Source organism: Burkholderia sp. HMSC10F09 (genome assembly GCF_001806955.1).
In the GTDB taxonomy this organism is placed as follows: Bacteria; Pseudomonadota; Gammaproteobacteria; order Burkholderiales; family Burkholderiaceae; genus Burkholderia; species Burkholderia multivorans.
In genome coordinates this window covers 34,793-45,821 of record NZ_KV786597.1, presented here as the reverse complement: position 1 = coordinate 45,821, position 11,029 = coordinate 34,793, and the positions used below count along the sequence as shown (strand labels likewise).

Sequence of the window (11,029 nt, the reverse complement as noted above, 5' to 3'; positions counted from 1 at the left end):
GCCGCGCCGCGCGCCTCGGGCGGCAGCGGACGCGCCGGCTGCGCGCGCCAGAAACCGCCGCGCGCGACGAGCAGCACGATCCAGATCGCGAGCGACAGGCCGGACAGCAGGAATGCGATCGCCAGCATCATCGGCACGTCTCCTGCCGGCGCGCACCGGAGCGTTCAATCAGGGTCGGAATAGCGCCCGAAACCGCACGGGCGAGCAGGCAATACGCGGAAAAATCGACGGTCATCGAAAGGCCTTGAAATGAGCGCGACGCCGGGCGGCCGGACGGGCAGCCCGCGAAACCGCGTAGTTTACTGGGTTCCGCGCGCACGGGCGCCGACGCACCCGTGCCGGGATTGCAACACGGCAAATACGGCACCAAAGCAAGGACCGGCCGATAGGGTTAAAATGCGCGATTAATTCGGGGTTCCGGGGCCTGACCGGGCCGGTCGTTCCTGCCTTCATAACATCAAGCCGGGGCAATCGAGCTGAAGTGCCAACTCCTCGAACCCCGTTTCTGTCGTCGGAGTTCGCTCACCTATGCGAGTCATCCTTGCCCAGCCTCGCGGCTTTTGTGCGGGGGTTGTCCGCGCGATCGAGATCGTCGATCGCGCGCTGCAACAGCACGGCGCGCCGGTTTATGTGCGTCATGAAATCGTCCACAACCGGCACGTCGTCGAAAATCTGCGTAATAAGGGGGCACGATTCGTTGAGGAACTCGACGAGGTGCCGCATGGCGCCGTCGCGATCTTCAGCGCGCACGGCGTCGCCCAGACGGTCGAGCGCGACGCGCAGACGCGCGGCCTCGACGTGCTCGACGCCACCTGCCCGCTCGTCACGAAAGTGCACGTGCAGGGTCGACAGTACGTGGCGGCCGGCCGCCGGCTGATCCTGATCGGCCACGCCGGGCATCCGGAAGTCGAGGGCACGATCGGGCAGATTCCGGCCGAGGTGATCCTCGTGCAAAGTGAAGCGGAAGTCGATACGCTGACGCTGCCGGTCGACACGCCGGTTGCGTACGTGACGCAGACGACGCTGTCGGTCGACGACACGCGCGGCATCATCGAAGCGCTGCAGCGCCGGTTCACCGACATCGTCGGCCCGGACACCCGCGACATCTGCTACGCGACGCAAAACCGCCAGGCCGCCGTGCGCGAGCTGAGCGGGCAAGTCGACGTGCTGCTCGTCGTCGGCGCGACCAACAGTTCGAATTCGAACCGGCTGCGCGAGATCGGCACCGAAAGCGGCGTGCCGAGCTACCTGGTCGCCGACGGCTCGGAAGTGAAGGCCGAATGGTTCGCAGGCGTGCAGACGGTCGGGCTGACCGCCGGTGCGTCGGCGCCCGAAGAGATGGTCGAGGATGTGATCGGCGCGCTGCGCGCGCTGGGGCCCGTCGAGGTCACGACGATGGCGGGCCGTGAAGAAAAAGTCGAATTCAAGCTGCCGGCGAAGCTCATGCAAGCTGTCGCCCGCGAAGTTTAAGGAGGACAACTCTTGTCTATTCCGCTGCTCCAGCAAGTCCGCGTCGGCGCGTACATCATGCGCCAACACCTGTCCGGCAACAAACGCTATCCGCTCGCGCTGATGCTCGAGCCGCTGTTCCGCTGCAACCTCGCGTGCAACGGCTGCGGCAAGATCGATTATCCGGATCCGATCCTGAACCAGCGCCTGTCCGTCGAGGAATGCCTGCAGGCCGTCGACGAGTGCGGCGCGCCGGTCGTGTCGATCGCCGGCGGCGAACCGCTGCTCCACAAGGAGATGCCGGAAATCGTCAAGGGCATCATGAAGCGCAAGAAGTTCGTGTACCTGTGCACGAACGCGCTGCTGATGGAAAAGAAGATGGACGACTACCAGCCGAGCCCGTATTTCGTCTGGTCGGTCCACCTCGACGGCGACAAGGAGATGCACGACCACTCGGTGTCGCAGGAAGGCGTGTACGACAAGGCCGTCGCGGCGATCAAGGAAGCGAAGCGCCGCGGCTTCCGCGTGAACATCAACTGCACGCTGTTCAACGATGCGATTCCGGAGCGCGTCGCGAAGTTCTTCGATACGCTCAAGCCGATCGGCGTCGACGGCATCACGGTGTCGCCGGGCTATGCATACGAGCGCGCGCCGGATCAGCAGCACTTCCTGAACCGCGACAAGACGAAGAACCTGTTCCGCGAAATCCTCAAGCGCGGCGAAGGCGGCAAGCGCTGGTCGTTCAGCCAGTCGTCGCTGTTCCTCGACTTCCTGGCCGGCAACCAGACGTACAAGTGCACGCCGTGGGGCAACCCGGCGCGTACCGTGTTCGGCTGGCAGAAGCCGTGCTATCTGGTCGGTGAAGGCTACGTGAAGACCTTCAAGGAACTGATGGAAACGACCGACTGGGACAGCTACGGCGTCGGCAACTACGAGAAGTGCGCGGACTGCATGGTCCACTGCGGCTTCGAGGCGACCGCCGTGATGGACACCATCGCGCATCCGCTGAAGGCGTTCGCGGTGAGCCGCAAGGGCGTGCGCACCGACGGCCCGTTCGCACCGGACATCTCGATCGCGAAGCAGCGTCCGGCCGAGTACGTGTTCTCGCGCCACGTCGAGATCAAGCTCGAGGAAATCCAGCGCGCCGGCAAGGGCAAGCTGCAAAAGCCGGCGAAGCCGGCCACGGCGGCCTGAGCGACTGTCACGCGATGCGGAGGCCCGGCCTCCGCGCTTGCAGGCAGGAATAGAAGCGCCACGGAGTGAATGCCACTCCGTGGCGCTTTCGTTTTGGGCCGCGTCTTGCCGGTACGCGCTCGCGTCGGCAGCCGCGAGAACGCGCGGTCGGCCCTGTCTCCTCCTACCTGCCTCGGTGCGCGGCCGCTAGGCGGCCAGTGCCTCTGTGCGATGTGTCCGCATCCGCGCGGCCGCATGCTCGATCAGCTTCGGCTGGCCGCTCGCCACGAACGCGCAGACATGCCGCCACAGCTCCGCCAGCCGATATCGCGACAGCGAGTCGACACAGGCGTCGTTCGCGGCAAGCACGCGCTCGAGCAACGCCCCTTCGTCGTCGGTCAGCGTCCATGCGCCGCTCTGCTCGGCGCGCGCCGTGCTCGCATCGAGCGCGCGTTCCGCGTCGACGCACAGGTCGACGCTCGCGTCCGCGCAGGTCAAGTCGTCGAGCGCCAGGAACACGAGGTAGAGACTCGTGCGCAAGCGCAGCAGCAGCGCTTCGCTGCCGTGCTCGCCGCGCAGCGCGACGAGCGCCATGTGGCATTTGAGGGAAATGTCGCGCGCGTACGCGGGCGGCAGCGGCAACAGCCACTCGCGCGTCAGCGGCGCGTGGCGACGGGTTTTCTTCCTGGCCTTCATGATTCGCGCTCGCTTCGCGGATCGTCGTCCGCGCTCACCTCGGGCAATCCGGTTCGGCATGCGGCGGCGCCGCGGTTCGCACCGCGATGGCCGCCGCGCGCACGCCGCCACGCGCCGTGCGGATCCAGCCTTTGCGACGCCGGGCGCACGGCCGGCAGCCGACGCAGTGCCGATGCACGTACGACGTCCGGAGATCGGTTCATGCATCCCATGCTCGCCTCCTGCATCAGAACGTGTTCTCGCCCTTCAGGTAATACGCGGCCTTCACGAAGAACGCCCTGACCGGATGGCCCGCCTGCGCGTCGCGCGCCGCGCGCGCCTGCATCGCGGCCTTCTCTTCGGCGGAGCGGTCCGGCACCGGGTTGCGCACGCGTTCGAGCGCGCGCTGCATCGCGAGCGGATAGTTCTGGTTGCCGGCCGTCGTCGCGCGATAGCCGGCGCGCGTCATCTGCATCAACTGCACGTCGGTTTCGGCGCGTGCCGCGGACCAGGTCAGATGCGTGGCGTTCGGCGACCGGTCGGCACCGGCGGACTGCGCGAAAGCGACGGCGGGCAGCGCAACGAGTGCGCCGAACAGAACGGCAACGGATACGAGGGATCGCATGGTGGTGTCCTCAAGATAGTTGTTTCCGCATCGATCGTCGCGATGCGTCGAAGCCATCGTATGCCGCGCACCGCCCCGCTTGAATAGCCGAATCCGCAATTGATATTTTCGGGTCGGGTCTACGGCCTGAAACCGGCCGCGTTCGAGAATCGCGCCGGAATGGAATTTCTTTATTCCATTCAATTACCTGATCGCGTTTGCGCGGCGGTTTCGCGCGCCGCGCACGGCTTTTTTTCGATTTGCGTAACGACATGTTGCCGATGCCAGGAAGGAAGCCGCGCGGATCGTTGCCGGCGATGCGCCGCACGTGACGGCCGCGCGAAAAATCCTGCACTTGCATCGCGCCTCTTCGATATCCGACAAGCACTCGCTCGCCACGACGCGCCACGCCCGACGCGGGCGCGCGATAATGCCGTATCGCGCCGCTTCATCCGGTGCTTCATGCACGCTCTCCTTTTCTTCGGGTCTTTCCATGGATTTCATCGACGTCAATGCCATCCGGAACTGGCACGCGCACGTCTACTTCGATGCCGCCAGCCGCGACGCGGCATGGACGTTTCGTCAGACCATCGAAGCACGCTTCGGCGCGATCATCGAGCTCGGCCGCTTTCACGAACGCCCGGTCGGGCCGCATCCGGCATGGTCTTACCAGATCGCGTTCGGCGCCGCGCAGTTCGACGACATCGTGCCGTGGCTCGTGCTGAACCACGGTGCGCTCGATATCTTCCTGCACCCGAACACCGGCGACGATCTGCGCGACCATCGCGATTCTGCGGTGTGGATCGGGAAGTCGTATGCGCTGAATCTCGACGCGCTGGCGCGATAGGGATCGCGCATCGCGCGCCGCCGACGGCATGTCGGCTTCGACATTTCGGTTTGCGTTGAAACGTCCGTCGACGCAGCGTCGATACAGTGGGCGTCGTCACCGATCTTCCGTGGAGCCCGCGATGACCTCTTCCATTGCCGATGCCGATGCCGACGCCCGCGCACGGCGCATTCACGACGACTGGCACGCCGCCGTCGTTGCTCGCGACCTCGATGCACTGATGGCGCTGTATGCCGACGACGCGGTGCTCGAAACCCCGCTGATCGTCGTCACGCTGCCCGCGCATGGTTCAGGCGTACTGCACGGCAAGGCCGCGATCGGCGCGTTCTTCGCGGCGGGCCTGCGCGATCCGCGCAATCGGCTCGGACGCTGGTACCGCACCGGCGTGTTCTTCTCGAACGGCAGGCAGCTCACGTGGGAATATCCGCGCGCGACGCCGGACGGCGATCAGGTCGATCTCGTCGAAGTGATGGAGCTTCGCGACGGACTGATCGCGCATCACCGCGTGTACTGGGGATGGGTCGGCTTCCAGGCGTTGACGGCGGCGGCAGCGGCGCGCGATCGCGGATGAAAGTCGCACCGCCGCGCTCACGCGACATACAGCGCGACACTGACGAACTGGCACAGGCTGCCTGCCAGCACGAACAGATGCCAAATCCCGTGGCCGTGACGAATCCGTTCGTCGTTGATGAAGAAATAGATGCCGACGCTGTAGATCACGCCGCCGGCGACGAGCCATGCGGTGCCGACCGGCGGCAGCGCATGAATCAGCGGACGGACCGCGACGAGCGCGAGCCAGCCCATCAGCACGTACAGCACCATCGACAGCACGCGCGTACGCCGGCCGAGCGTCAGTTCCTGCACGATGCCGAACACCGCGAGCCCCCAGCTCACGCCGAACAGCGACCAGCCCCACGGGCCGCGCAGCGTGACGAGCGTAAACGGCGTATAGCTGCCCGCAATCAGCAGATAGATCGCCGCGTGGTCGCATTTCTGCAGGATCGCCTTCAGGCGCGGATCGCGCACGCTGTGATAGAGCGTCGAGATCGCATAGAGCACGCACAGCATCGCGCCGTACACGCTGAAGCTGACGACCTTGTAAGCGTCGCCGTCGAGTGCGCCCATCGTCACGAGCGTCGCCAGCCCCGCGACCGACAATAGCGCGCCGACGAGGTGCGTAATGCTGTTGAAACGCTCACCGACATGCACGACCCATCCTCCTGCACGATTCCTCGATACGAACGGGCTCCATGATACCGGGCGCCGCACAACGGCGATGCGCCACGCGCGCAATGAAAAAGCGCCGTGACTTGCGTCACGGCGCTTCGGCAGGCATTGCCGGATCGTCCGGCGGTTCAGTTCAGCAGCACTTCCCCGCGCCCGATCCGTACCGCGCGTTCTGACGCTCGCGGAAGAATTCCTCGTACGTCATCGGCTCGCGGTCCGGATGCGTGCTGCGCATGTGCGCGACATAGGTGTCGTAGTCGGGCAGCCCGACCATCAGCCGCAGCGCCTGCCCGAGATAACGTCCGGCGCTGCGCAGGTCGCTGCCGAGATCGCTGAACATCGCGGCCTCCGCGTCAGCGTCCGCTGCCGAGCGCCTGCGCGGCCGGCATCGCTTCGTACGGCGTCTCGCGCACGGTCGGCTTCGCCTCGCGGCGTGCGCGCAGCACGGCGATCAGCCCGTACACCGCGATGCTGACGACGACGAGAATGAACAGCCCCGCGAGCGCGGCATCGACATAGTCGTTGAAGATGATCCGCTTCATCTGCGCGATCGACTTCGCCGGCGCGAGCACCTTGCCTTCGTCGACTGCCGCCTGCAGCTTCGCCGCGTGCGCGAGGAAGCTGACCTTCGGATTCGCGTCGAAGATCTTCTGCCAGCCGGCCGTCAGCGTGCAGATCAGCAGCCAGGCCGTCGGCACGATCGTGACCCACGCATAGCGCTCGCGCTTCATCTTGAACAGGACGACGGTGCCGAGCACCAGCGCGATCGCGGCGAGCATCTGGTTCGAGATGCCGAACAGCGGCCACAGCGTGTTGATGCCGCCGAGCGGATCGACCACGCCCTGATACAGGAAGTAGCCCCACGCCGCCACGCACAGGCCGGTCGCGATCAGGTTCGCCGGCAGCGACTCGGTGCGCTTGAGCGCCGGATGGAACGTGCCGAGCAGATCCTGCAGCATGAAGCGGCCCGCACGCGTGCCGGCATCGACCGCCGTCAGGATGAACAGCGCCTCGAACAGGATCGCGAAGTGATACCAGAACGCCATCATCGCTTCGCCGCCGATCACCTGGTGCAGGATGTGCGCCATCCCGACCGCCAGCGTCGGCGCGCCGCCTGCGCGCGCGATGATCGTCGTTTCGCCGACCGCCTTCGCGGTCTGCGTCAGCATGTCGGGCGTCAGCACGAAGCCCCATTGCGTGACGGTGTTCGCGACGGCTTCCGGCGTCGAGCCGAGCACGGCGGCCGGTGCGTTCATCGCGAAGTAGATGCCCGGCTCGATCACGCACGCGGCGACGAGCGCCATGATCGCGACGAACGATTCCATCAGCATCGCGCCGTAGCCGATGAAGCGCGCGTTGGTTTCGTTGTCGATCAGCTTCGGCGTCGTACCCGACGAGATCAGCGCGTGGAAGCCCGACACCGCGCCGCACGCGATCGTGATGAACAGGAACGGGAACAGGTTGCCCGACCAGACCGGGCCCGTGCCGTCGACGAACTTCGTCAGCGCGGGCATCTTCAGTTCCGGCGCGACGATCAGGATGCCGATCGCGAGACCGACGATCGTGCCGACCTTCAGGAACGTCGACAGATAGTCGCGCGGCGCGAGCAGCAGCCACACCGGCAGCACCGATGCGATGAAGCCGTAGCCGATCAGGATCCAGGTGAGTTGCGTGCCGCTGAACGTGAACCAGGCGGCGAGCGTCGGCGAGTCGTGCACGTGCTGGCCGTACGCGATCGACGCCATCAGCAGCACGAAGCCGATGATCGACACTTCGCCGATGCGGCCCGGCCGGATGAAGCGCGTATAGACGCCCATGAACAGCGCGATCGGAATCGTCGCGGCGACGGTGAACGTGCCCCACGGCGAATTGGTCAGCGCCTTCACGACGATCAGCGCGAGCACGGCGAGGATGATCACCATGATCAGGAACGCGCCGAACAGCGCGATCACGCCGGGCACCGTGCCGAGTTCCATCTTGACGAGATCGCCGAGCGAGCGGCCGTCGCGGCGCGTCGAGATGAACAGCACGATGAAGTCCTGCACCGCACCGGCGAACACGACGCCGGCCAGGATCCACAGCATGCCGGGCGTATAGCCCATCTGCGCGGCGAGCACGGGCCCGACGAGCGGCCCGGCGCCGGCGATCGCGGCGAAGTGATGGCCGAACAGCACGTACTTGTTGGTCGGCACGTAGTCGAGGCCGTCGTTGTACTTGACGGCCGGCGTCATCCGCAGGCCGTCGAGCTGCATGACCTTGCTGGCGATGAAGCGGCTGTAGAAGCGATATGCGATCAGATACACGCAGACTGCGGCGATCACGATCCACAACGCGCTGACGCGCTCGCCGTGTGCGAGTGCGATCGTCCCGAACGCGAACGCGCCTAGCAGCGCGACCGCGATCCAGATCAGGGTGCTGGATGCCCGATTCATGGCGTCTCCTAGTCTCCTATTTGGTTCTCGATTGAGCGCGGCGGCACACCGCGCCCACGTGACGTCAAAGCGTCGCGCCCCGGTCCTGGGCGGCCGGGGCAGTGGGTCGTAGTATTCCGGCGGCGCGCATGGCTTACAAGCGGACAACTACGTACCGCCTCTACGTAGAAATACGTAGCGCGTAGATGCGGCCTTCATGTCGCGTCCCGCGCAGAGGCCCGTAAAATACGACGTCGGCCGACGCGCGGCGCGCGTTCGCGCCGGCTTGCGCAACGCCCCACTCTTCGACGGCAGGAAACATGGAGCTACGCCATCTGCGGTATTTCGTTGCGGTCGCCGAGGAGCGCAGCTTCACGCGCGCCGCGCAACGCCTGCATATCGCGCAGCCGCCGTTGAGCCGGCAGATCCAGCAGCTCGAACAGCTGCTCGACGTGCAGCTGTTCGAACGCAATTCGCGCCCGCTCAAGCTCACGGAGACGGGGCGCTTCTTCTATCAGCATGCGGCGCAGCTGCTCGCGCAAACCGCCGAACTCGAATCGATGACGCGCCGCGTCGGCAAGATCGAGCGCAGCCTGTCGGTCGGCTTCGTCGGCTCGACGCTGTACGGGATGCTGCCGAAGATCATCCGCCGCTATCGCCAGCAATACGCGGAAGTCGAGCTGAGCCTGCACGAAATGTCGACGATGGATCAGATCAAGGCGCTGAAGGAAGGCCGGATCGACGTCGGATTCGGCCGCATCCGCCTCGAGGATCCGAGCATTCGGCGCGTCGTGCTGCGCGAGGAGCGGCTGATCGCGGCGCTGCCGCTCGGCCATCCGCTGTGCGACGCGAAGCCGGTGCTGTCGCTGCACGATCTGCTGAAGGAAACGCTGATCATCTTCCCGAAGGCGCCGCGGCCGAGCTATGCCGATCAGGTGCTTGCCGCGTTCCACGACCGTTCGCTGAAACCGGCGCGCGTGATCGAGACGCGCGAGCTGCAGATCGCGCTCGGGCTCGTCGCGGCCGGCGAAGGCGTGTCGATCGTGCCGAAGAGCGTGTACGGGCTGAAACGCGACGACATCGCCTACAAGGATCTCGACGACGCGAAGCTCGTGTCGCCGATCATCATGAGCATGCGGATGCTCGACCAGTCCGAGGACATCGAGCGCATGCTGCAGCTGATCTACGATCTGTACGACGAGCAGGGAATGGAATACATGACGCCGTCGGAGCACGAACCGACGGCGCGGCGCGGGCCGGCGCCGGACTGAACGGGCGGACGCCCGTTCGCGTCGTCAGCGGTTCGCCGGTGCGAGATCGGCGCCCGGCGTGCGGCCGAGACGCAGCCCGAACGCGGCGAGCGCGGCACCCGCGAGCGGCACCGCCAGCGCGGTGAAGAAGCCGGGCGCAGCGCCCCACGCGAGAAACGTGCCGCCGATCGCCGAGCCCGCAATCGCGCCTGCACGCCCCATTCCGATCGCCCAGCCTGTCGCCGTCGCGCGCAGCGCAGTCGGATACGCACCGACGATCAGATAGTTGAGCGCGATCTGCTGGCCGCCGATCCCGAAGCCGGCCGCGCCGACGAGCACGAACACGAGCGTCCAGTTCGTGCCGGCCTGGCCGAGCGCGAGCGCGACCGCGATACCGAACGCGAACATCGCGCACAGCAGGTTGCGCACGTTCACGCGCGGCAGCACGATCGACAGCGGAATCGCGCAGACGATGAACACCGCGTTCACGATCACGGTGCCGACCGGCGCCTGCTGCGCGGTCAGGCCGGCCGCCTTCAGCACGGTCGGCAGCCACGACAGCAGCATGAACCATGCGATCCAGTTCAGCAGATAGATGGCCCAGATGCCGAGCGTCCGGCGCGCGTAGCCGTTGCGGAGCAAGGCGCCGACGCTCGCCTTCGCGCTCGCTTCGTCGGGCACCGTGAAGCGTACGTCGGCCGGCAGCGGCTGCGTCGCGATTTTCGACAGCGTCGCACGCACGCGCTGTCGCGCACGCGCATCGTCGCGCGATGCCAGATAGCAGAGCGATTCCGGCAGCAGCAGCGCGACTGCGCCGAGCATCGCGAGCGGCACGCCGCCGCCCACCGCGAAAATGCCCTGCCAGCCGATCGCCGGCAGCATCCGCGCGGCCAGCAGCCCGCCGAGCATCGCGCCTGCGGGCAGCCCGAGCAGCACGCCGGTCATCACGGCGCCGCGCAGCCGCGCGGGGCAGTATTCGGCCGCGAGCGCGAGCAGCACCGGCGTACAGCCGCCCATCCCGAGCCCGGCAATGAACCGCAGGACGAGAATCTGCGACGGACTGCTCGCCCACGCGGTCGCGAGCGTCGCCGCGCCGAACAGCGCGAGCCCGATCATGATCGCGGGCCGGCGCCCGATGCGATCGCCGACGAGGCCGAGCGTCATCGCGCCGATCGTCATGCCGACGATCCCCGCGGTAAGGATCGGCGCGAGCGCGCCGGACGGCAACGCGAACGACGCGAGAATCGCGGGGCCGGTAAACGCGATCGCCTGCGTGTCGAAGCCGTCGAGCAGCGCGATCAGCACGCACAGCGCGAGCACGCGAATCTGGAACGCGCCGAGCGGCGCATCGTCGATCCACGCGGGGATCGAGCGGGTGGCGGAAGCCGTCATC

General features: G+C 66.6%; 12 protein-coding genes and 1 pseudogene. 5 read left to right on the top strand and 8 right to left on the bottom strand.

The window, feature by feature from the left end; translation table 11 throughout:
- Positions 1 to 131 (bottom strand): annotated as a pseudogene (locus HMPREF3115_RS30730) (glycosyl transferase family 2); the annotation flags it as partial.
- 397 nt (positions 132 to 528) lie between these two features.
- On the opposite strand from HMPREF3115_RS30730, the gene ispH reads away from it, so the two are divergent.
- Together ispH and hpnH are read left to right on the top strand one after the other, a co-directional pair.
- Positions 529 to 1,470: a 4-hydroxy-3-methylbut-2-enyl diphosphate reductase gene (ispH, locus tag HMPREF3115_RS06800; protein ID WP_006397435.1), complete on the top strand. Its 942-nt coding sequence runs from the start codon at positions 529 to 531 to the stop codon at positions 1,468 to 1,470.
- 12 nt (positions 1,471 to 1,482) lie between these two features.
- The gene (gene hpnH / locus HMPREF3115_RS06795) at positions 1,483 to 2,643 is read left to right on the top strand and encodes an adenosyl-hopene transferase HpnH (protein ID WP_006397436.1); all 1,161 of its coding nucleotides are present in this window, start codon (positions 1,483 to 1,485) and stop codon (positions 2,641 to 2,643) included.
- A 186-nt stretch (positions 2,644 to 2,829) separates the two neighbouring features.
- On the opposite strand, the gene HMPREF3115_RS06790 is transcribed toward hpnH, so the two are convergent.
- From HMPREF3115_RS06790 to HMPREF3115_RS28690, 3 genes are all read right to left on the bottom strand, one after another.
- Positions 2,830 to 3,318: a hypothetical protein gene (locus HMPREF3115_RS06790; protein ID WP_006412139.1), complete on the bottom strand. Its 489-nt coding sequence runs from the start codon at positions 3,316 to 3,318 to the stop codon at positions 2,830 to 2,832.
- A gap of 226 nt (positions 3,319 to 3,544) precedes the next feature.
- Positions 3,545 to 3,922 (bottom strand): hypothetical protein, encoded by a 378-nt coding sequence (locus tag HMPREF3115_RS06780; protein ID WP_070553847.1) that lies wholly within the window; start codon positions 3,920 to 3,922, stop codon positions 3,545 to 3,547.
- A 10-nt stretch (positions 3,923 to 3,932) separates the two neighbouring features.
- Positions 3,933 to 4,262 (bottom strand): hypothetical protein, encoded by a 330-nt coding sequence (locus HMPREF3115_RS28690; RefSeq protein WP_081068915.1) that lies wholly within the window; start codon positions 4,260 to 4,262, stop codon positions 3,933 to 3,935.
- A 132-nt stretch (positions 4,263 to 4,394) separates the two neighbouring features.
- Here HMPREF3115_RS28690 and HMPREF3115_RS06775 point away from each other — a divergent pair, with 132 nt between their 5' ends.
- Together HMPREF3115_RS06775 and HMPREF3115_RS06770 are read left to right on the top strand one after the other, a co-directional pair.
- Entirely contained in the window at positions 4,395 to 4,748 is a 354-nt protein-coding gene (locus HMPREF3115_RS06775; RefSeq protein WP_006407864.1) for a DOPA 4,5-dioxygenase family protein, read from the top strand.
- Between the two features lie 133 nt (positions 4,749 to 4,881).
- Positions 4,882 to 5,319, top strand: a complete 438-nt coding sequence (locus tag HMPREF3115_RS06770; RefSeq protein WP_125902524.1) for a nuclear transport factor 2 family protein — start codon at positions 4,882 to 4,884, stop codon at positions 5,317 to 5,319.
- Between the two features lie 17 nt (positions 5,320 to 5,336).
- Here the strand turns inward: HMPREF3115_RS06770 and HMPREF3115_RS06765 are convergent, their stop codons facing one another.
- The 3 genes from HMPREF3115_RS06765 to HMPREF3115_RS06755 all read right to left on the bottom strand — a co-directional run bounded on the left by HMPREF3115_RS06765 (position 5,337) and on the right by HMPREF3115_RS06755 (position 8,407).
- The gene (locus HMPREF3115_RS06765) at positions 5,337 to 5,957 is read right to left on the bottom strand and encodes a PAQR family membrane homeostasis protein TrhA (RefSeq protein WP_006407862.1); all 621 of its coding nucleotides are present in this window, start codon (positions 5,955 to 5,957) and stop codon (positions 5,337 to 5,339) included.
- 151 nt (positions 5,958 to 6,108) lie between these two features.
- On the bottom strand, positions 6,109 to 6,315 hold the full coding sequence (locus tag HMPREF3115_RS06760) for a YbdD/YjiX family protein (protein ID WP_006407860.1): 207 nt from the start codon (positions 6,313 to 6,315) through the stop codon (positions 6,109 to 6,111).
- Positions 6,316 to 6,328: 13 nt separating this feature from the next.
- Positions 6,329 to 8,407 carry a carbon starvation CstA family protein gene (locus HMPREF3115_RS06755; protein ID WP_006407859.1) on the bottom strand — a complete coding sequence of 693 codons (2,079 nt, stop codon included), beginning with the start codon at positions 8,405 to 8,407 and terminating at the stop codon, positions 6,329 to 6,331.
- A gap of 299 nt (positions 8,408 to 8,706) precedes the next feature.
- On the opposite strand from HMPREF3115_RS06755, the gene HMPREF3115_RS06750 reads away from it, so the two are divergent.
- On the top strand, positions 8,707 to 9,657 hold the full coding sequence (locus tag HMPREF3115_RS06750) for a LysR family transcriptional regulator (RefSeq protein ID WP_006397451.1): 951 nt from the start codon (positions 8,707 to 8,709) through the stop codon (positions 9,655 to 9,657).
- Between the two features lie 24 nt (positions 9,658 to 9,681).
- Here HMPREF3115_RS06750 and HMPREF3115_RS06745 read toward each other — a convergent pair whose 3' ends face one another.
- Positions 9,682 to 11,028, bottom strand: coding sequence for an MFS transporter (locus tag HMPREF3115_RS06745; protein WP_070553842.1), 1,347 nt, complete (start codon positions 11,026 to 11,028; stop codon positions 9,682 to 9,684).
- Position 11,029 lies beyond the last annotated feature (1 nt).